Raw genomic sequence first — 21,115 nt, 5'->3', positions numbered from 1 at the left:
GAAAAACCAGGGAAAAGCTGAAAGCGGAAGGCGCCGGGATTAGCGTCGCGCAAGCCAGCGGGGCGTGAGCAGGGTCATGAATGTCTCCGTGAGGGTCTTTTGGATTGCGCGGTGGGCGCTCGTGGATAGCTATAAGGCAAGGCCTGTGCCAATGGCGGGGCTACGCGGCAATTCCACCAAGCCATTGATTTTATGGAGATTAATCTCATGCCGACCGGCGTCGGCATCGACGCATTCCGAGAGTTCAGAATTCGGGGAGGCGTCGAGGCTGAGAGTTCAGCCGTCGCCGCGTACCCGGGCAACGGAAGGAAGGCAACGCCTGAGGCGCGGAGCCGCCTCAGGTAAAACAGAATCAATGGCCGTCCAGTTCCACGTTGAGCATCTTCAGGTAGTTGCGTAAAAAAAAAGCGGCTTCGAATTGAAGCCGCTTTTGCTATGCATCCACGCGTTGATCCATTCAGGCATTCGCCAGCGATTGCACCGTCCCTTTCTCGACATCGCCCACATAAATGCCGAATGCATCTTCAGTGCGCTCCTTCACGTAACGCCGCAACATCGACTGCACGGCAGGATCGCGAATCTCGTCCCACGGAATTGCATCGAGCGGCACGCAGCGCACGTTGGGCGACGCGGGCGCATCGTCGATTACCCGGCCCCGGTAGTAAATGTGCGTGACGCCCTTCTCCTCGAACACCGCGAAGAGGAAGTCCAGATTCACGCCGAGTTGCAATCCGGCGAGTACACCGCGCAAGCTCGCCGTATCGGACTGCGGTTCGAGCCGTGTGCCCGTCGGCAACTGCAAGCCGCTCGCGGTCTGAATCAACACGAGCCCGTCTCTGTGTTCGAGAATCGCGCCGACCTGCGCACGCTGTCCCGTTGCGGCGAGCGCTTCCTGCGAGAGCCTGAAGTCCACATATGCGCCACGGCAATAGCCCAGCGGCGTCGCGCTCGAATGCGTGAAATCCACGACACGTCCAATCAGAATGATGTGGTCGCCCGCGTCCACCACCTGGTGCGTCTCGCAATCGAAACTCGCGGCCGCACCGTCCATCACCGGGCTGCCGGTGCGTCGCGCGTGCCATGCGACCTGCGCGAACTTGTCCGCGCTCTTCGACGCGAACACGCCCGACACCGGCCGCTGATCTTCCGCGAGCACGCTGACCGCGAAACGCTGGGTCTGCGAGAACACGGGATGACTCGACGCCGTCTTCGCGATGCATACGAGAATCAGCGCGGGATCGAGCGACACCGACGTGAACGAATTCGCCGTGAAGCCGCGCGGTGTGCCGTCCTCCTGAATCGTCGTCACCACGGTCACGCCGGTCACGAATGCACCGAGCGCACGGCGAAAGTCGACGGCGTCGAAAGATGAATCGGTCATGATGCTGCTCCTCGGGACACGCGGTTCACATTGCGAATAAAGCGCAGGAGCCGCTGGTTGACAATCGACGGCGCAGTGACGTTCATCATATGCCGCTCGCTCGCGATAATCTCGGCGCGGCCCAACGGCGCCGCCGCCGCCATCGACTCCGACATCGCCGGACTCGAATTCGGATCGCATTCGCCGGTCATGAAAAGCGCGGGCATCGCGAGTTGCGTCAAGCGGCCAACATGCGCCTGATCCGAACTCGCGAACAGACGATACGTGCGCGCGTAGCCTTCAAGGTCGACGCTTTCGAGCAGCGAGCGCACCATCTGAGCGGCCTTCGCCAGATGACCCGGCACCGGATCGTCGAACCAGCGCGCAATCGTGGCGTCGATACTCGGCTGATCGAGCCCGCCATTCAGCGACGCCGCGCGCTGCATCACCGCGGAGCGTTGCGCCGGCGTGCGGTCATACACTGCATTGAGCGCAGCCACGCTCGCCACACGCGACGGGTAACGTAATGCGAACTCCAGCGCGACCAGCGAACCCATCGAATGCCCGACCACATGCGCCGTTTCAATGTCGAGGTGATCGACCAGCGCCAGCAACTGCGCCGCGTATTCCTCGAGTTGCGGCGATGCAGCCGGAAGCCGGCTCGCGCCGTGTCCCAGCATGTCGTAACTGACGACGCGAAACTGCCCCTGCAACGCTTCGACCTGCGGTTCCCACACGCGGCGGTTCATTCCGACACCGTGAATCAGTATGAGCGCTTCGCCCTCGCCTGCCACGCTATAAGCGGTGCCGTCGAACGTGCCGTCGATCGTCGAGTGGGTCGTCGAGTGGGTCGTTGCCTGCCCGGTTTGCGTTTCATGCTTCATTGGACCCAAGCTCCTTCAGATCCTGATAGCGGTCGCCGATCCGATGATGCGGACGGCCGCCAATCGACGCGCCGAGCGCGATCACGAGTTCGTCCGGCGCGGGCGCGTCGATGATCGAGAACTGGATGGTCAGGTAGTGCGAGCGCATGCCTTCATCGGCCTTGTGCATGAGCGGAATCGTCACGGGGCAATTCGGCCCGCCGCGCAGATTCGTGAAGCTCAGATAGCTCTTTGCGCCCACCGCCGTGCGGAACTTGTTGCCAAAGCGCAGCGTATGGATCAACGCGGACGCGTGTTCCACTTCGCCAGACGTGCCGACAATCGCCGCTTTGCCATAACCCTCGACTGCCTCGCCCGAGCCCGCCACGCGCAGGATCTCAGCGGTCAACACTTCACCGAGTGGCGGCGCGAGTTCGTGAATCTCGGGCTTCAGATCCTCGACGAAACCGCGCCCTGCCCACGGATTGCGCAGCACCGCTGCGGCTGCAAAAAGCTTCAGTGGCCGCTCCGCGACCTTGCCGCCTTCAATGAAGGTGTCTTCAACATACGTGACCAGCTTGCGAATTTCGAGCTTCATATGACTTTCTCCGGAGACAGATGCGCCTCCGCCGAATGCGTGACGCGTTGGAATATTATGGTATTCCATATTAGCGTATGCAAGTGCTTTGGGCCGAATGGCGGGTTTACGACACTCCATCGGACGAAAAAAAACCGTCGCACGCGACGGTTTCTAATGGAGCCTAAGTAACGCCCATAAGTAACGCCCAGCCAGTCACGCGCTCTGATCCGACTCCTGCTCAGCGAGCGCGGCCATCGCAATGCTGGCCGCACGGCGCACGTGCTCGAGCGACGCAGCCGCGGCGGCATCGCCGTCTTTCTTCGCGATTGCGCTTAGCAGCCGGTTCATCTCGCGATTCGACTCGGCGCCGCGTCCTGGCGAGGAGATCGTCACGGAGCGAAGCTGATTGATGCGCCCGTTCAGCGATTTCACCACCTGATGCATCATCAGCTTATGGCCGCCCGCGAACATCGCTTCGTAAAAGCGCTCCGTATAGGCGAGCACGCGGCGAAAGTCGGATTCATCGAACGCGTCTTCGATTTCCTTGCGGATCTCGCGCAACTGCTTCATGAGTGCGGGCGTGGCGAGTTGTGCGCACGCGCGGGCCGCTTCCGATTCGAGCAGCGCGCGGATCTCATAGATTTCCTGCACCTGTTCGGGGTCGAGGCGCGCGACGATCGGTCCGGAATGCGCAACTGTTTCGACGAGCCCTTCGGTCTCCAGATGACGCAGCACTTCGCGAACTACCGTGCGGCTCACACCGAGCTGATCGCACAACGTGCGTTCGATCAACCGGTCGCCGGGACGATAAAAGCCCTGCGATATGGCGTCGCGCAACTTCTCCAGCGTGAGTTCGCGCAACGTCGGTGCACTACGGTCAACGCGCATCTGTTCGATCATGGCGAGGTCCCCAAGTAAGGAACTGGGCAGACTGGTTTTTGGAATCCCATAGTATCGCATAGGCACGGGCGGTCGACCGCCACGCGCCGCCTCATGCAAGTCAACCCATACATATCACGCACCTCATGCGGGAAACACCTGCGCGTGCCCGCGATCCCAGTCGAGCCACGCCTGTGCGCCGATCGCGAGCGCCGCTTCGTGCGCGCCCGCTGCACTGCGCACCGCGATTTCCTGCTGCCACGGCGTCGCCACCGAGTAGTGCATCGTGTCGCCCAGATACGTGATGTCGCGCACGACGACAGACAGGCCGTCGTGCGCGCTCTGCGGCGCCTGGGCGCGAATGCGGATCTGTTCGGGCCGCAGCATCAGCGCACCGCCATCGCCGCTATTGAGCGCGTGATCGTAGCCGGCAATCGGCACGGGCTTGCCGTTCGGAAACACCGCGTGCGAATCGGCCCCGCCTCCCGTCAGCGTGACGGGCAGGAAATTCGAATTGCCGATAAAGCTCGCGACGAAGCGCGACGCCGGCTTGCGATACAGATCCTCGCCGGTGCCGACCTGCTCGATGCGGCCCTTGTTGAACACCGCGATGCGATCGGACAGGCGCAGCGCCTCTTCCTGATCGTGCGTCACATACAGAATCGTCACGCCGGTTTGTTGATGAATACGGCGCAATTCCGTTTGCAGTTCCTCGCGCAGCTTCTTGTCGAGCGCGGACAGCGGCTCGTCCATTAGCAGGACCGGCGGATCGTAGGCGAGCGCGCGCGCAATCGCGACACGCTGCTGCATCCCGCCCGACAACTGCTCCGGCATGCGGTCGCGGCAATCGCCGAGATGCACCAGCTTGAGCATTTCATCGACCTTGGCCCGCACCTTGGCGTCGGACCAGCGCCGAACGCGCAACGGGAAGGCAACGTTTTCGCCGACCGTCAGATGCGGAAACAGCGTGTAGCGCTGGAACACCATGCCGATGTTGCGCCGGTTAGGCGCGACCGACAGCAACGACTTGCCGTCGAGCAGCACGCGGCCTTCGGTAGGCGACTGAAAACCGGCGACGATATAAAGCGTCGTGCTCTTGCCCGAGCCTGACGGGCCCAGGAACGTCATGAACTCGCCCTTCCTGATGTCGAGCGACACCTGATCGATGGCGACGACCTGATCGTAGGTCTTGCGAAGACGCTGAATCTGCAGAAACGGGGAGCTCACGATTTACCTCTCTTGAGTACAAGGCCGAGCAACATCAGGACAACGGTCAGCCCAACCAGCAGCGACGATGCCGCGGCAATTACCGGCGTCAGGTCTTGCCGCAACGTGCTCCATACGCGCACGGGCAGCGTCTGCAAGGTCGGGCTGGCCATGAAGATCGACACGACCACCTCGTCCCACGAAGCGAGGAACGAAAAGATCGCCGCCGCGAACAGGCCGAGACGGATGCCCGGCAACGTGACGCGCCATTTCACTTCGAACGGACCCGCACCGCAGATCAGCGCGGCGTCTTCGAGCGACGTGTCGAAGCTCTCGAGCGAATTCGAGATCGCGATGATGGAAAACGGCAGCGCGATGATCAGATGCCCGATTACGAAGCCGACCAGCGTGCCCGTCAAACCGATACGCAGGAAGAAGCCATACAACGCGACGGCCAGCACGACGACGGGCAGCACCATTGGCGTGAGAAAGAACGCCTTGAGCAACGCGCGTCCGCGAAAGTTGCCGCGTGTGAGCGCAAGCGAAGCGAACAGCCCGAGAACAACGGACAACACCATCACGACGATGCCGAGCTCGATGCTCGTCATCAGCGAGTCGAACCAGCCCGGGTCGGAGAACAGCATGCGATACCACTGCAAGGTCCAGCCAGGCGGCGGAAACATCAGCCATTGCGAATTGCCGAACGACAACGCGACGATGAACAGCACCGGCAGCAGCAGGAACAGCGACACCGCGCCGCCGACGCCAACCAGCAGCCAGCGCAATGGGCCAAGACGATCGAAGTCGAGCAGCATGTCAGTGAGCTCCTGTAGCGGTAGCGGCGCGGCCCGAGAAGCGCAGCTGCACCGCGTAAAGCGAGAGCGTGACGAGCAGCAGCACGAATGCGGCGGCGCCGGCAAGTCCCCAGTTCAGCAATTGCTGGACGAGTTGAGCGATGAGTTCCGCGAGCATCATGTAGTTCGGGCCGCCGAGCAATGCCGGCGTGACGAAGTAACCCAGCGCCATCACGAACACCATCAATGCGCCGCTTGCGATGCCGGGCATGGCGAGCGGCACCAGCACGCGCCAGAATGCCTGCCAGCGGCTCGCGCCGCAGATCGCGGCCGCGCGCAGCGTGGTCGGATCGATTGCACGCAACGTGGCGTGCAACGGCATCACGAGAAACGGCAACATGATGTAGGTCATGCCGATGGTCACGCCGGTCAGGTTGTTCACCAGCGTCAGCGGTTCATGGATCACGCCCAGCCACATCAGCAGACGATTGATCGGCCCCGTCTGTTGCAGCAGCACCATCCATGCGAATGTGCGTGCGAGCAGGTTGGTCCACATCGACAGGATCAGGATCGCGAATACCAGTTTGCTGATCCAGCGCGGCGCGATAGCGAGCAGCCACGCGGTCGGAAAACCGATCACGACCGTCACCGCCGTTACCACGCCCGCGACGAAGAACGTATTGCCGAACACCCGCAGATAGGTGCTCGACCCGAATAACTGCGCATAGTTCTGAATGCCCGGCGTGGGTTCGAGAACGCTGCGCAACAGCAGCGACAAGACCGGCAACACGAAGAACACGACCAGCAGCAACAGCGCCGGCGCGATCAGGCGTCCTTTGCGGAAAGCCGCGGCCATCTTCGGCGCCACGACCGGCGGCTCCGTGATGGTACTGACTGCATTCGACATGATGACTCCTTCGCCGGCTTGGTCCGGCTGCCACGTTACTTCGACTGCCATGCGTACCAGCGCTTCGCGATTTCGTCGCGATGATCGGCCCAGTACTTCATATCCAGATTGATCTGCGTGGCCTTGTACTGATCCGGCTGGGTCTTCGCGACGTTCGGCGGCAGCAGCGCGGCGGACTTGAGGTTGACTGGCGCATAGCCGGTTTCGGCGGCGAAATTCGCCTGGGCTTGCGGCCCGGTCGCGGCCGCGAGGAACTTCATCGCTTCGGCCTTGTGCTTCGAGCCCTTCGGCACGACCAGCATGTCGGCGGCGGTGAGGTTCTGATTCCACGACACGCCGACGTCCACGCCGGTCTGCTGCAATGCATGCAAGCGGCCGTTCCAGAACACGCCGATAGGTGCTTCGCCCGACGCCATCAACTGCTGCGATTGGGCGCCGCCGCTCCACCAGACAATCTCGCTCTTGATGGTGTCGAGCTTCTTGAACGCGCGATCGAGATCGAGCGGATAGAGCTTGTTCGGCGCTACGCCGTCGGCGAGCAGCGCGACTTCCAGCACGCCTGGCGCGGACCATTTATAGAACGTGCGCTTGCCCGGAAAACGCTTGGTGTCGAACAGATCGGCGTAGTTCGCCGGAGCGCCGTTCTTGTACGACGCCTTGTTGTAGCCGAGCACGAACGAGTAATAGAAGCTGCCGACCGCACCCGGCGACGAGAAGCGCGGGTCGAGGTCCGCCTTGTTCACGACCGTGTAATCGATCGGCTCGACCAGACCGTCGCGCAGTGCCGCATAGGCGAAATCCCCTTCGACATCGACTACGTCCCACTGCACGTTGCCGCTTTCGACCATCGCCTTCAGCTTGCCGTAATCGGTCGGGCCGTCCATCAGCACCTGAATGCCCGACGTCTGCGTGAACGGCTGCGCCCAGTCTTTTTGCTGCGCGGACTGCGTCGTGCCGCCCCAACTGGCAAATACGATAGGCGCGGCTGCCGCCGACGCCGGCGTATGGATCAACACCGCGGACGCGGCCGCGACCGTGGTGACCACCGCGATGGCCACTGCCCGAGCCCGAGCGGGCAAACGTAGCGCTTGCTTCATGACGACTGCTCCTTGGAAAGGATACGACTTGCTTTGAGAGGTCTTGTATAGGTGTATTTCGGATGTCAGCGATACTTACTTCAACGGCGAAAACGCAGCGGGTTTCATGATCTTGCTTTCCATGGTTTCCATCAGCGCCTGAATCTTAGGTATAAACGCCTGCCATTGCGGGTCTTGCGCGAGACGCTGACGGCGCGATTCGCGTTCGTCGAGACTCGGATACGCCCACATGTGGACGATCTGATTCAGCGGCCCGATCTCCGAGAAGAAGTAGCCGACCAGCTCGCCCAGATAGCGCTTCTGCAGCTCGATGCCTTCTTCTTCGACCAGCTTCAGATAGGCGGGCACAGCGCCCGTTCTTATCTGGTAGGTGCGGATTTCGTAGTACATGTGACCTCTTTAACGATCAACGCATGACGAACGGATCGGCAATCGGTTCGTCCGACGTGCGGATCCAGACCGACTTCGTGCGGGTGTAATCGAGCACGGCGTCGAGTCCGCCTTCGCGACCGAGGCCGCTCAATCCGTAGCCGCCGAACGGCACGATAGGCGACACGGCGCGATACGTGTTGACCCATACAATGCCGGCCCGCAGACGCCGCGTGAGCCGATGCGCGCGCGTCAGGTCGCGCGTGAATACGCCTGATGCAAGGCCGTATTTCGTGTCGTTGGCGAGCGCAATTGCTTCGGCTTCCGAATCGAATGTCATCACGCTGAGCACCGGACCGAACAACTCCTGCGCGACGCTCGGCACCGTCGACGCGGGACAATCGACGATAGTCGGTTCGAAAAAGAAGCCTTCGCCGTGCCCTTCTGGACGGCCGCCGCCCGTCAGCAACGTGGCGCCCGCCTTGAGACTCGCGGCAAGTACCGCTTCGATGTGATCGCGCTGCCGGCTTGTGGCGAGTGGACCCATTTCGGTCGCGACGTCTTGCGGATCGCCGATGTTGATCGCTTCCGCCTTTTCGATGAGCCGCGCGAGCAGCCGGTCGCGGATGCCGCGCTGCACCAGCAGCCGCGAACCCGCGACGCAACTCTGCCCCGTGGCCGCGAAAATGCCGGCGATCACCGCATTGCTGACGCTGTCCACATTGGCGTCGTCAAAAACCAGCACCGGCGATTTGCCGCCGAGTTCTAGTGACGTCGCCGCGAGGTTCTCCGCCGAGTTGCGCACGATGTGGCGCGCGGTTTCGGGCCCGCCTGTGAAGGCGATCTTCGACACCAGCGGATGGCTCGTCAGCGCGCGCCCGCAGTCCGCGCCAAAACCCGTGACGATATTGACGACCCCCGCCGGAAAACCCGCTTCATGCACGAGCCTGGCGAAAGCGAGCAGCGGCGCAGGACCCTCTTCCGATGCCTTCAGCACGATCGTGCAGCCCGCCGCGAGCGCCGGCCCAACCTTCACCGCCGACAGAAACAGTTGTGAATTCCACGGCACGACGCCCGCCACGACGCCAACCGGCTCGCGTCGCAGAAACACATCCATGTCGGGCTTGTCGACGGACAGGCACGCGCCCTGAATCTTGTCCGCGACGCCCGCGTAATAACGGTAGTACTCGGCAACGTAGCCGATCTGCGCACGCGTCTCGCGAATGATCTTTCCCGTGTCCGCCGTTTCGAGTTCCGCGAGTTCCTGCGCGTTGGCGGCGACGAGCTCGGCGAGCCTGTAGAGCAACTTGCCGCGCTGGCTCGCGGTGAGATCCGCCCATTGCGGCGCGAACAACGCGCGGTCGGCGGCCTTGACCGCGCGATCGACGTCGCCGGCGCCCGCTGCGGGCATCGTCGCCCAGGCCTTGCCGGTCGCGGGGTTGACGCTGTCGAAGGTGTTCTCCGCGTTGCAGAACTCACCGTCGATGTAAAGCTGGAACGACTTCAACATTGCTTCTGCTCCTGGCGTGCAGAACGTCGGTTCAATGGCGGCTCAGGCGCGCTCGGCGAAAGCGGGCATCACGTTCGAAATGAACAGTTCGAGCGAACGGCGCTTGCGCTCATAGCTCATATTGCTGTCGAGCCAGAAGCTGTACTGGTCGAAGCCGAGTTCTTCATACTGACGCAGGCGGTCGATCACCGCGCCCGGTTCCCCGATCACGAGGTTCTTGCGAATCTGCTCGGGTGCGTATTGCGGGAACGAAGCAATGTCGGCATCCGTCAGCGGCTCGATGAAACCCTGCTTCACCGGACGCTCGTTCTTGAACCACTTGCTGAAGTAGCAATAGAAACGCGACAGGTCCTGGACCGCGGTGTCGACCTCAGCGGCATCCGCACCGACAAAGGTGTGCATCAGCATCATGATCTGCGGACGCGGAATATCCGGATTCGCCTTGCACGCGGCGTTGAAGCGCTCCATCAGGCTGACGACTTCAGAGTCTCCTGCGGCGAGCGACGTTACCTGGACGTTGCAGCCGTTGCGCACCGCGAATTCGTGAGAGTTCGGATCGCGCGCGGCGAGCCACATCGGCGGATGCGGTTGTTGGACGGGACGCGGAACCGGCGTCGTGGATGGCCACGACCAGAACTCGCCCTGATGCGCGTAGTCACCCTTGAACAGTTCGCGAAGCGCCGGCACGAGTTCGCGCATGCGGGCGCCCGCGCCGAAGGCGTCGAGTCCCGGCAGCAGGCGCTCGTATTCGAACGAATAGGCGCCGCGTGCGATGCCCAGATCAAGCCGCCCGTTGCTGGCGACATCGACCATGCCGGCTTCGCCCGCCAGCCGGATCGGATGCCAGAACGGCGCGATGACGGTGCCGGTGCCGAGGCGGATACGCTCGGTGCGTGCCGCCAGATAGGACAGGTTGACGAACGGGTTCGGTGCGATCGTGAATTCCATCGCATGATGCTCGCCGATCCAGGCGGTTTCGAAACCGCCGTTCTCGGCGAGCTGGACGAGTTCGGTCAGCTCGTCGAACAGTTGACGGTGGGATGTGCCACCGTCGTAGCGTTCCATATGAACAAACAGCGAGAATTTCATGATCGACCTATGTGCGGAAAGCGGTGAGTCGGTCCTGCTGCGGGGGCGTTTTACTATGCCGCCGCGCGATGTCGACCGCCGATGAGCGGCGCGTGGTATTACGGTATTCCACACGGTGGTCGAAATCAAGCGTTTCAATATTATGGAATACCATAATATTCGCTGCCTGGAGACGGCGCGTGGGTGGGAGCTGATCTGGCTTTGTGTGCCGTTTCGCCGGGTCTTCTTAAGCGGATGTTTCATGCATTGAAAGCGTGCGTGACGCGACACACCCGAGGAGCCCGGCGGCGACCGCTGCATCCCATGCACCAGGCAACGCCTATATACGTCACAATGTGATATATACTGTCCACATGAGCGATGGTTAGAACAAGCCCTTTGCTGCGGTCGCGCTTCGTACGGGAGGATCAAATGATCATTGGCAACGATTTCGAAATCGGCTTCCTGCTGCTCGCTTTTGCGCTGCTGGGCATCATTCTGATCGGTACCCTGCTCGATACGTTGCAACTGCAAAGGCTGCACCCGCGACTTATCGGCGCCACTGTCGGGGCGCTTGTCGGCTTCGCGCTGATCGAAGCCGTGCCGCTATTTACCTGAGCATGCGAAGACGGCGCGCAAATCGCGCCGTGTAATGTACTGGAGACGCGTCATGATGGATCTCCTCGTGCAGCTAGCAGTTGCCGGCTCGATACTCGTGCTGGTGGTCCTTTTTATGGTCACGCAAGAACGCCGCGCCGATCTGCGCGAACGGCTTCGTCGCGCCGGGGCACGCAGGCATTGGTGGAATCGGCCCCGGAACGGGCATTGACTGCTTGCGTCGTGCTTCGACTGCGGCCACAGAAAAACATGAGTGCCCTCCGCCACGTGGTGGACCGGCGGCATTTTCCGCACCGCGCCCAACATGCCATTTCCGCCTCCGCGAATAGCACCACTTCGGCAACCTAACTAACGGTTTTCGCCGGGTTAAGCACGACCACCTTGCTTGACGTGCGCAAACTTCTTATCGAATCAGGGCATGCCGGTGTCCGCATGCTGCGTGACTGCCCATGGCCACGCGTCGACTTTCGCGGCTCGCGACGAGAAGAGCCAACCGACGACTATCAACCCGCACTCTCCGATTGAAAAATTAAGGTAGCGCCCACTTTATTGTCCTTGTCATATAGCTACCAGAGCACGCTTCCATGACAGATAACTAACGAACAAGATTCGATGCCAACTGCGTTCGCCCACACGGTCAAAGAGAGCTTTACGACGCTCACGCCGACGGCCAAGCGCATTGCCAGTTACATGCTGGCGAATCTCGATCGGCTCGGTCTTGAAACGGCCGATCAGATCGCGCAGCAAACAGGAACGAGCGGCATTTCCGTTGGACGCTTTCTGCGCAGCGTCGGCTATCGCAATCTGGATGATCTGAAGCGCGAACTACGCGGTGCGCAAACGCGTCCCTGGTTCATTACTGACCGCCTCGAAGCGTATCGCAGCGAGCGCCATCTGCAAGACTCGCAAGACATGAGCCGCCAAGGCGCGGCACTCGCACGGTCTATGGATCTGGAAGTCGATGCTGTGCGCTATGTCTATCAGCTCGCGGAGAGCGAAGCATTTGCACGGGTCGCGGAACGCATTGCGAATGCAGAGGCCGTTTATATAGTCGGCATTCAATCGACACGCGGCATCTCCAATGCGTTCTTCAGCTACCTCGAATATCTGCGGCCACGCGTGTTCTATTCCGACGGCATGTCGGGCTCGTATGTGGATTCACTGAACTCCGAATTTGCTTCGCCCTATCTGATCGTGACGGACACGCGCGCCTATTCGCGTATCGCACGCCGTTATTGCGAAGCAGCGGCGCAGCGCAATATTGCGTTCGCTCTCGTCACCGATCTCTATTGCCCTTGGGCGCGCGACTTCAACTGTGATCTGTTGCAAGCGAAGACGGACGTCGGCCAGTTCTGGGACTCACTTGCGCCGCTCACGTGTCTGTTCAATCTGTTGCTGACCTCGATCGTCGAGCGCCTCGGCCCGGCCATCGACGAGCGCGTTGCACGCAACCGCGAACTGCAGCGTGAACTCGATCAATTCGAATTCTGACCGCTATGACCGATACCCCTCACCTCATACACATTACTCGCGACACACATCGCGTGGATATCGACCTCGTGTATGCGACGCCGCACAACTTCACAGGCAAGGCGATCTACCGCGAAGCGCATTGCCTGCTGCTCCAGCCAGCCGAAGCTGCCTTGCGCAAAGCCGTCGAACTCGCGGACAGTATCGGCATGACGTTGCGCATTTTCGACGCCTACCGTCCGCCACAAGCACAAAAGGTGCTGTGGGACTTTCTGCCCGACCCGACTTATATAGCCGAACTGGGCCGCGGCTCGAACCATAGCCGGGGCACGGCCGTCGACCTGACGCTGATAGACGGCGACGGTGAACCGCTAGACATGGGCACCGGTTTTGACGAGATGGTGAACGCTTCCGAGCACTTCCACCACGGCCTGCCGCAACATGTGCAGCGCAATCGCCTGCTGTTGCTCGGCATCATGCACGCGGCCGGCTTTACGCACATTGCGAGCGAATGGTGGCACTACGAACTGCCTGGCTCGCGCGCGCTGCCTGTGATCGACAACAGCGAAAGTGGTCCGTTGAAATTGATGTGACTTGATAGGTTCCTGGCTGTGCGTTTGCAGGTTCTCTTCCTTTACATGCGGAGCGAGTATGAATCTGGTTTTGCGCAATGCGCTAGCAGCAGTCGCGGTCGCATCCGCGCTGACATTTTCCATCACGATGACAGGCAACGCGCTCGCGGCGACGCCCAAAGACATGCTTGTCATCGCCACGACGCTCGACGAGTTCTCGACGCTCGATCCCGGCGAAGTCTACGAACTGGTGCCGGAAGAGTACGTCGCGAACACTTATGACCGGCTCGTGCGCGTCGACCTGAAAGACCCGTCGAAATTCAACGGCGACGCCGCGCAATCCTGGAGCGTGAGCCCCGACGGACTCACGTTCACCTTCAAGGTCCGCTCCGGTCTCAAGTTTCACTCCGGCAATGCGCTGACGGCCGATGACGTCGCATGGTCGATCCAGCGCTGCGTGCTTCTGGACAAGGGCGCGGCCGCCGTGCTGCAAGGCATCGGGCTCACCAAAGAGAACGCGCTACAGAAAGTCAAAAAGATCGACGATTCAACGGTCAGCATCACAACCGATCAGAAATACGCGCCCACCTTCGTGCTGAATGTTCTGGGCGCGTGGCCTGCATCCGTGCTCGACAAAAAACTGCTGATGTCGCATCAGAAAGGTAATGACTTCGGCAACGAATGGCTGCGCACGAACGAGGCGGGGTCGGGCGCGTACAAGCTGGTCAAATGGACGGCGAACGACAGCATCATTCTGCAGAGATACGACGATTACCGCATGCCGCTCGCGATGAAGCGCATTGTGCTTCGTCACGTTCCCGAAGCGTCGAGCCAGCGGCTGCTGCTCGAAAATGGCGACGCGGATGTAGCGCGCAATCTGAGCCCCGACGATCTCGCTGCGTTGACGAAGTCGAACAAAGCGCACGTAATGGCCGTGCCGCAAGCCACATTGCTGTATCTCGGTCTGAACGTGAAGAACCCGAATCTCGCGAAGCCCGAAGTGCAGGAAGCGATGAAGTGGCTGATCGATTACAACGGCATACAGACGAACGTCGTGAAGACGACTTACAAGGTTCACCAGACGTTTCTGCCGGAAGGCTTTCTCGGCGCACTCAACAGCAACCCGTATCATCAGGACGTCGCGAAGGCAAAGGCGCTGCTCGCCAAAGCAGGCTTGCCGAACGGCTTCAATGTAACGATGGACGTCCGTAGCGCCTACCCGTACAACGACATTGCACAGGCGGTACAAGCCAATCTGGCTCAAGGTGGAATCAAGGTCGAGATAATTCCCGGCGATAACAAGCAGACGCTCGCGAAGTATCGTGCGCGCCAGCATGACATCTACATTGGCGAATGGTCTGCCGACTATATCGATCCGCACAGCAATGCGCAGGGCTTCGCGTGGAATCCGGACAACTCCGACAAGTCCTCGTACAAGATGCTTGCATGGCGTAATTCGTGGGACATTCCCGATCTGACGAAAGAGACCAACGCCGCACTGGCCGAGTCGTCCACCGCAAAGCGCGCACAGCTTTACCAGGCGATGCAGAAGGACATGCTCGCGCGCTCGCCGTTCGTCATCATGTTCCAGCAGGTATCGCAGGTAGCGATGCGGCCAGGCGTATCCGGCCTTGAAGTCGGGCCGATCAACGACCTGGTTTCGTACCTGCATGTGAAAAAGCAGTAATCGCCCGACGGCGTCCGAATCATGTCGACAACGTTGACTCCGATCGACCGCATTCGCGCTGCATCCGCGCGCCGCGCAAGCGTGCGCTGGACGCTGCGTGTGCTGCGCTGGGCACTGACGCTCGCCGTCACATTCACGGGCCTCCTTGCAGTAACGTTCGTGATCGGCCGCAAGGTGCCGATCGACCCCGTGCTCGCGATACTTGGCGATCGCGCGTCGGCCAGCGCCTATGCGGCGGCGCGCATCCAGCTCGGTCTCGACAAGCCGCTTGCCGACCAATTCCTGATCTACGTGAATGCGGTTTTGCACGGCAATCTGGGGATGTCGCTGCTGACAGCCAATCCGGTACTCGACGATATCCGGCGTGTGTTTCCCGCGACGCTTGAACTCGCCACCCTCGCGACCATCGCCGGCGTATTGGTCGGCGTGCCGCTCGGAGTGGTGGCCGCGACGCGTCATAACCGCTGGATCGACCACGTTGCGCGCTTCGTGGGCCTGGTCGGCAGTTCCGTGCCTGTGTTCTGGCTCGGCCTGATGGGACTATTGCTGTTCTATGCGAAGCTGCATTGGGTTTCAGGTCCCGGAAGGTTGGACCCCGTGTTCGACGGCATGGTGGAACCGCGCACGGGCAGCCTGCTCGTCGATTCGCTGATGGCCGGCGAATGGGATGTGTTCTTCAATGCCATCTCGCACGTCGCGTTGCCTGCCGCGATACTCGGCTATTACTCCGTTGCGTATCTGAGCCGAATGACGCGCTCGTTCATGCTCGACCAGTTAAACCAGGAGTACATCACAACGGCGCGCGCGAAGGGCGTGCCCGAGCGGCGCGTCGTGTGGGTACACGCCTTCGGCAACATCGCGGTGCCGTTGCTTACGGTCATCGCGCTTTCGTATAGCTTCCTGCTGGAAGGTTCGGTGCTGACTGAGATCGTATTCGCGTGGCCGGGCATCGGATCGTATCTGACGGGTGCGCTGCTCAATGCGGACATGAACGCCGTGCTTGGCAGCACGCTTGTGATAGGCGCCACTTTCATCGCGTTGAATCTGCTCACCGACGCGCTCTATCGCGTGTTCGATCCGCGCGCCCGCTGATGCAACGGAGACTTTCCACGTGCGCCAACCTCTTGAACATTCGACGCAGGACTGGCCGATGAAAGCCGCGCGCCTCACGTGGAAGCAATGGCTGCTTACCGACACGCCGGCGTCGCGCAAACAGGCCGCGTTGGGCCTCGCCTATCGGCGCTGGCGGCGTTTCGCGGGCAATCCGCTCTCGGTATTCGGTTTTGCGATCCTGATGGTGCTCGTGATCGTCGCGTTCATCGGACCGTGGATCGCGCCGCATGATCCCTTGCGCCAGGTGCTGTCGGACCGGCTGCTGCCGCCGGGCTCGGCATCGCACTGGCTCGGCACCGACCAGCTTGGGCGCGATATTCTCTCGCGCATCATCTATGGCTCGCGCCTCACTTTGTCGATAGCGATACTCGTGGTCGTCGTGGTGGTGCCAATCGGCCTCATGATAGGCACGACAGCGGGCTTCTTCGGCGGTTGGGTCGATAACGTACTGATGCGTGTCACCGATATTGCCCTAGCGTTTCCGAAAATCGTGCTCGCGCTCGCCTTCGCGGCCGCCCTGGGACCGGGTGTGATCAATGCCGTAATCGCCATCTCCATCACGGCTTGGCCGGCGTATGCACGTCTCGCGCGCGCCGAAACGTTGAGGCTCGTGCAGGCCGATTTCATTCAGGTTGCACGTCTGCAAGGCGCGTCGAACCTGCGCATCCTGCTGCGCTATGTGATGCCGCTATGCATGTCGTCCGTGATCGTGCGAGCCACGCTCGACATGGCGGGCATCATTCTGACCGTCGCGGGTCTCGGCTTTCTTGGACTCGGTGCGCAACCGCCGAGTCCCGAATGGGGCTTCATGGTCGCTTCCGGCCGCAACGTGCTGCTCGATTCATGGTGGGTGGCCACGCTGCCGGGCTTCGCGATTCTGCTCGTGAGCCTCGCATTCAACCTGCTCGGTGACGGGTTGCGCGATGTGTTCGATCCTCGTCATGGAGACTGACATGCGCACGAACGAAGCGGACCATCCTCTGTGCGAAATCGACGATCTGCGCGTCGCCTTTCGCGCGCATGACGGCACGCTGAACGAAGCGGTACGCGGTCTGTCGCTCACGTTGAAGAAGGGCGAGCGACTCGGCATCGTCGGCGAATCGGGCTCGGGCAAATCGCTCACGGGCCGCGCGCTGCTGGGCTTGTTGCCGCCCGCCGCGCATTGCACGGCCAAAGCGCTGCGCTTCGATGGACATGACATGCTGACCATGCGGGCCGACAGGCGCCGCCGCTTCTGCGGCTCCCAGATGGGGATGGTCCTCCAGGACCCGAAGTATTCGCTCAACCCGGTCATGACCGTCGAGCAGCAGATGCGCGAAGCGTTCGCGCTGCATGAGCCGAGGCTTAACCGTCGTGCGATGCGGGCAAAGGTCGTCGCGGCGCTGGAGTCCGTGCATATTCGCAACCCTGAACGCGTCGCCCGCTCATATCCGCATGAGTTGTCAGGCGGCATGGGGCAACGCGTGATGATCGCGATGATGGTCTCGACAGGTCCCCGCCTCCTGATCGCAGACGAACCGACGAGCGCGCTCGATGTGCTGGTCTCCATGCAAGTGCTGGCCGTGCTCGATGAACTGATCGAAAAGCATCAGACAGGCCTCATTTTCATCAGTCACGACTTGCCGCTCGTCATGTCGTTCTGCGACCGCGTGGTGGTGATGTACGCCGGTCGCGTCATCGAAACCTGCGCGGCGCGCGATCTGGTCAACGCCCAACACCCCTACACCCGCGGGCTGCTTGCCGCGAATCCGCCGCTTGTGGATCCGCCCGCCGAATTGCCTGTGCTCTCGCGCGACTCCGCGTGGCTCAACGACCTGGGCGAACAGCAAGGAGCGCCGTTATGATCCGCGTCGATGCACTGACCGTGCGCTTCAGGACGGCCGCGGGACTCGTCGATGCAGTACGCGGCGCGAGCTTTCATGTCGCGGCAGGCGAGGTATTCGGCCTGGTAGGCGAATCGGGCTCCGGCAAGTCGACTATTCTTCGCGCGCTGAGCGGACTCACGCCTGTTGCCGAAGGGTTCCTGCATATCGCCGGATCGGATCGCGACACACGCCGGCGCGATGTGCAGATGGTCTTTCAGGACCCGTATGGTTCGCTGCATCCGCGCTTCACCGTCGACCAGACGCTGCGCGAACCGCTGCGTATCAACGGGATCGGCGAACATGAAGCACGCATTGTGAATGCGCTGCGTGAAGTGGGCCTTAATCCGTCATTTCGCTTTCGCTATCCGCATCAACTTTCGGGCGGACAACGACAACGGGTTGCGATCGCGCGTGCGTTGATCGTCGAGCCGCGCGTCTTGCTGCTCGATGAACCCACGTCCGCGCTCGACGTCTCCGTGCAAGCCGAAATACTTAACCTCCTGAAGCGCCTGCATCGCGAGCGGAATCTGACGATGATTCTCGTCAGTCACAATCTCGCGGTGGTCGGGTTTCTGTGCTCACGCGTGGCGATCATGCGCAATGGAGAGATCGTTGAAGAGCTCGACATAGAAAGGGTTCGCGCGCAAAAGGTCGAGAACGAGTACTCGCGCAGCCTGTTGCTCGCGACAGGCGGTTATCTGCGCAAAGCTGCCGAAGCGTTAGGCGTGGACACGTCGTTGTGAAGTATGGCGGCGGCCGTACTGGCAGAGTTAAACGGGGGCGGCACTATACGGTAGGCGGACGTTCACCGCCATGGGCGTCCATGGCTCAGATGAATGCATCGACAAGAGCACCGGTCCCGCGACGCTTGCTACCCGTGGACGCACGCCGAGGGCAACCGGCACCCGGCGTGCCAAGAACGCCGGCAAAGTCGTTATGGCTGTCGCGCGGGTGTGCTGCCGGGAGCGCCGCGACTGGACGGCTGCGGTTGGGAATATCGGCGGTCTGCCCCATTGTTCTGACGCGTGCCGTCGTCGCTCGAATGGTTCTTTTTCGTGGGCGCGGCATCTGACGCCATGCGGTTCAAGGTTTGGAGCTGCAGCAGCTTCAAAAGGCGGTCGTCCGCCTCGGCACTGCCCGTAACGGCCAGGCAGATCACGGACAGCAAGCCAACCGTCAGCGCTGATTTAATTGTCGTAGTCATGACGTCTCCCCTGCGAGCGGTGACCGCAAGGCGCCTTTGGGTCACGCCATTGGATCCGTCACCGCATATTGGCGGCGGCCATGAATAGCGCCTGCCGGCCGACGAACATTTGCAGATGTACTCATCCATGATACTGCTACGGCTCGGACGTCGGGCCTTGTCCGCTGTTCGAGTACGACGCGCCGCCAAATCAGTCAGTCGATATTGAAAAGAAGTTATTCGCTATCGCGCTGGTAAGTCATAAGCCATTCCCGGATTTGCCTTATTTCCGCGTCAAGGCTTTGACGAGATTCACAGATAGACGCTCCTTTTTCACTTTCCCCAAGTCGACTCCGCCTCCTTGGCGCAGGTAGTTCGACAGCGTATGCCCCATAACTACGTGGACGATCCCACATCCGATTGCGTTCGACCGACAGGCACAGCGAATGCTGCTCGTCCATCGGTTCGGACAGTGTCTCTCACGAGCGCTTTCATAGCTCAAGGGCTCAGGATAGAAAACCTGGAACATCGCTCGCATTGCCGTGGGGGAACCGGGGGCGAACACGCAGAACGGTGAAACGAAACGGTCCGCCGGCCGGTGCGTCACTCGCCTGGGGGTTCCGGCGGCTTCACACACTTGTTTCGGGATCCCGCGGCTCATTTCGATGAGCGCTCCGCAAGGGGACGTCACATGAAAGCAGTGAATGGAAGGATCAGACGAAATGATCCGAAGCGTGTTGCGATGTTCAGACAGGCCGAATTTGCGCATTCCGGTGCAGGGAGCCCCGATGCAGACATCAAGGCCGCACCGCCTGCGAGAGACAGACACCGCGCGCTTTGGGTTGCGTCTGCAAGTGCGTTGGCAGTCGGGATTTTGGGTATCGTCGCGTATGACGATCGGTTCGACTATGACCAGGCGCTGGGAATCATCGGACCCACGTCGTCAACGCAAGTCACGTCCTGGTCCGGTCATGTCGCGCTACTATCGCCGCCTCCCGCTCGCGGAACCGCGGTTGCCAGTGCTGAGCTCGCCCCGCCTGAGTCTTCCGCTCAGTCCGATAACCGCGCTGGACGTGCTCCGTATTTTGTTGCGCCGCAGTCGGGTACACGGGGGGCCGATCAAGCAAACCATGCCGCCACACAGAATCGCCGCCATCCGGCGCCGCACGTGAGAGCAATCGCGCGGCATGCTCCCGGGATCACCGGACCCACATCGGCAACGCAACAAGCGCCTTCGTCCGGTCATGTTGCGAAATCATCATCACCTCCCGCCCGGGGAACTGCAATTGGCAGTACTCAGCTTGCCCCGCCCATGTCTTCCGCTTCGTTCGATCACCGCAGTGCACCTCCTCCGAATTCTGCTCCACTGCGGCTGGCTGAAGGTCAGCTTGCAGGCGGTCACGCCGGAAGCGGTTCGGGCGCGGGCAGTTCGGGTGCGGGCAGTTCGGGTGCGGGCGGTTCGGGCGCAGGCGGTTCAGGGGCAGGCGGTGTGGGTGCCGGTGGTCCCGGTGCGGGCGGTTCGGGTGCAGGCGCTGGCAGTTCGGGCGCAGGCGGTTCAGGGGCAGGCGGTGCGGGTGCAGGCGGTTCCGGTGCAGGCGGTTCGGGCGCAGGCGGTTCCGGCGCGGGCGGTTCGGGCACAGGCGGTTCGGGTGCAGGCGCTGGCGGTCATGGCGCAGGCGGTTCGGGCGCGGGCAGTTCCGGCGCGGGCAGTTCGGGCGCAGGCGGTTCGGGCGCAGGCGGTTCGGGCGCAGGCGGTGCGGGTGCAGGCGGTTCAGGCGCAGGCGGTGCGGGTGCAGGTGGTTCAGGCGCAGGTGGTTCCGGCGCAGGTGGTTCCGGCGCAGGCGGTGCGGGTGCAGGCGGTTCGGGCGCAGGTGGTTCCGGCGCAGGCGGTTCCGGTGCAGGCGGTGCGGGTGCAGGCGGTTCGGGTGCAGGCGCTGGCGGTCACGGCGCAGGCAGTTCGGGCGCGGGCGGTGC

At 61.7% G+C, this 21,115-nt stretch carries 21 protein-coding genes; 10 read left to right on the top strand and 11 right to left on the bottom strand.

All coding sequences use genetic code 11. The annotated features are described in order from the left end of the window. Positions 1-457 precede the first annotated feature (457 nt). The 11 genes from C0Z16_RS29910 to C0Z16_RS29860 all read right to left on the bottom strand — a co-directional run bounded on the left by C0Z16_RS29910 (position 458) and on the right by C0Z16_RS29860 (position 10,654). Positions 458-1,381: a flavin reductase gene (locus C0Z16_RS29910; protein WP_102635659.1), complete on the bottom strand. Its 924-nt coding sequence runs from the start codon at positions 1,379-1,381 to the stop codon at positions 458-460. Next, complete coding sequence (locus tag C0Z16_RS29905) at positions 1,378-2,244, bottom strand: alpha/beta fold hydrolase (protein WP_102635658.1); 867 nt, start codon at positions 2,242-2,244, stop codon at positions 1,378-1,380. Before C0Z16_RS29905 ends, C0Z16_RS29910 begins: the two co-directional genes overlap by 4 nt. Continuing rightward, the gene (locus C0Z16_RS29900) at positions 2,234-2,821 is read right to left on the bottom strand and encodes an amino acid synthesis family protein (protein ID WP_102635657.1); all 588 of its coding nucleotides are present in this window, start codon (positions 2,819-2,821) and stop codon (positions 2,234-2,236) included. Before C0Z16_RS29900 ends, C0Z16_RS29905 begins: the two co-directional genes overlap by 11 nt. A gap of 195 nt (positions 2,822-3,016) precedes the next feature. Next, positions 3,017-3,703 carry a GntR family transcriptional regulator gene (locus C0Z16_RS29895; protein ID WP_208638650.1) on the bottom strand — a complete coding sequence of 229 codons (687 nt, stop codon included), beginning with the start codon at positions 3,701-3,703 and terminating at the stop codon, positions 3,017-3,019. Between the two features lie 123 nt (positions 3,704-3,826). After that, positions 3,827-4,909: an ABC transporter ATP-binding protein gene (locus C0Z16_RS29890; RefSeq protein WP_102635655.1), complete on the bottom strand. Its 1,083-nt coding sequence runs from the start codon at positions 4,907-4,909 to the stop codon at positions 3,827-3,829. Further along, a complete protein-coding gene (locus C0Z16_RS29885; protein ID WP_102635654.1) occupies positions 4,906-5,703 on the bottom strand; it encodes an ABC transporter permease in 798 nt (265 codons plus the stop codon). Before C0Z16_RS29885 ends, C0Z16_RS29890 begins: the two co-directional genes overlap by 4 nt. Before the next feature lies 1 nt (position 5,704). Then, positions 5,705-6,538: an ABC transporter permease gene (locus C0Z16_RS29880; RefSeq protein WP_244201405.1), complete on the bottom strand. Its 834-nt coding sequence runs from the start codon at positions 6,536-6,538 to the stop codon at positions 5,705-5,707. An 86-nt stretch (positions 6,539-6,624) separates the two neighbouring features. Continuing rightward, positions 6,625-7,686: an ABC transporter substrate-binding protein gene (locus tag C0Z16_RS29875; RefSeq protein ID WP_102635653.1), complete on the bottom strand. Its 1,062-nt coding sequence runs from the start codon at positions 7,684-7,686 to the stop codon at positions 6,625-6,627. A gap of 75 nt (positions 7,687-7,761) precedes the next feature. Beyond that, on the bottom strand, positions 7,762-8,076 hold the full coding sequence (locus tag C0Z16_RS29870) for an NIPSNAP family protein (RefSeq protein ID WP_102635652.1): 315 nt from the start codon (positions 8,074-8,076) through the stop codon (positions 7,762-7,764). A gap of 16 nt (positions 8,077-8,092) precedes the next feature. Beyond that, positions 8,093-9,565 carry an aldehyde dehydrogenase gene (locus C0Z16_RS29865; RefSeq protein ID WP_102635651.1) on the bottom strand — a complete coding sequence of 491 codons (1,473 nt, stop codon included), beginning with the start codon at positions 9,563-9,565 and terminating at the stop codon, positions 8,093-8,095. Between the two features lie 42 nt (positions 9,566-9,607). Continuing rightward, a complete protein-coding gene (locus tag C0Z16_RS29860; RefSeq protein ID WP_102635650.1) occupies positions 9,608-10,654 on the bottom strand; it encodes an LLM class flavin-dependent oxidoreductase in 1,047 nt (348 codons plus the stop codon). 411 nt (positions 10,655-11,065) lie between these two features. On the opposite strand from C0Z16_RS29860, the gene C0Z16_RS29855 reads away from it, so the two are divergent. The 10 genes from C0Z16_RS29855 to C0Z16_RS37880 all read left to right on the top strand — a co-directional run. Next, complete coding sequence (locus C0Z16_RS29855; protein ID WP_102635649.1) at positions 11,066-11,251, top strand: hypothetical protein; 186 nt, start codon at positions 11,066-11,068, stop codon at positions 11,249-11,251. A 52-nt stretch (positions 11,252-11,303) separates the two neighbouring features. Beyond that, the gene (locus C0Z16_RS37885) at positions 11,304-11,462 is read left to right on the top strand and encodes a hypothetical protein (protein ID WP_158244536.1); all 159 of its coding nucleotides are present in this window, start codon (positions 11,304-11,306) and stop codon (positions 11,460-11,462) included. A 401-nt stretch (positions 11,463-11,863) separates the two neighbouring features. Further along, positions 11,864-12,742 carry a sap1 transcriptional regulator SapR gene (sapR, locus tag C0Z16_RS29850; RefSeq protein WP_102635648.1) on the top strand — a complete coding sequence of 293 codons (879 nt, stop codon included), beginning with the start codon at positions 11,864-11,866 and terminating at the stop codon, positions 12,740-12,742. Between the two features lie 5 nt (positions 12,743-12,747). Beyond that, positions 12,748-13,314 (top strand): D-alanyl-D-alanine dipeptidase, encoded by a 567-nt coding sequence (gene ddpX / locus C0Z16_RS29845; protein ID WP_102635647.1) that lies wholly within the window; start codon positions 12,748-12,750, stop codon positions 13,312-13,314. A 58-nt stretch (positions 13,315-13,372) separates the two neighbouring features. Then, on the top strand, positions 13,373-14,980 hold the full coding sequence (locus tag C0Z16_RS29840) for an ABC transporter substrate-binding protein (RefSeq protein WP_102635646.1): 1,608 nt from the start codon (positions 13,373-13,375) through the stop codon (positions 14,978-14,980). 21 nt (positions 14,981-15,001) lie between these two features. Next, positions 15,002-16,072: an ABC transporter permease gene (locus C0Z16_RS29835; protein WP_102635645.1), complete on the top strand. Its 1,071-nt coding sequence runs from the start codon at positions 15,002-15,004 to the stop codon at positions 16,070-16,072. A 58-nt stretch (positions 16,073-16,130) separates the two neighbouring features. Further along, positions 16,131-17,045, top strand: coding sequence for a nickel transporter permease (gene nikC, locus C0Z16_RS29830; protein ID WP_102635696.1), 915 nt, complete (start codon positions 16,131-16,133; stop codon positions 17,043-17,045). Position 17,046: 1 nt separating this feature from the next. After that, positions 17,047-17,937 (top strand): ABC transporter ATP-binding protein, encoded by an 891-nt coding sequence (locus C0Z16_RS29825; RefSeq protein ID WP_102635644.1) that lies wholly within the window; start codon positions 17,047-17,049, stop codon positions 17,935-17,937. Next, positions 17,934-18,701: an ABC transporter ATP-binding protein gene (locus C0Z16_RS29820; protein ID WP_102635643.1), complete on the top strand. Its 768-nt coding sequence runs from the start codon at positions 17,934-17,936 to the stop codon at positions 18,699-18,701. The genes C0Z16_RS29825 and C0Z16_RS29820 overlap by 4 nt, the downstream gene beginning before the upstream one ends. Positions 18,702-20,481: 1,780 nt before the next feature. After that, positions 20,482-21,115, top strand: a 634-nt coding sequence (locus C0Z16_RS37880) for a hypothetical protein (RefSeq protein WP_208638649.1), incomplete at its 3' end; no start/stop codon positions are given.

The sequence above is a fragment of the Paraburkholderia rhynchosiae genome (assembly GCF_002879865.1).
GTDB lineage: Bacteria > Pseudomonadota > Gammaproteobacteria > Burkholderiales > Burkholderiaceae > Paraburkholderia > Paraburkholderia rhynchosiae.
Note: the sequence above shows the minus strand (reverse complement) of the source record. Positions and strands in the feature narration are given on the sequence as shown.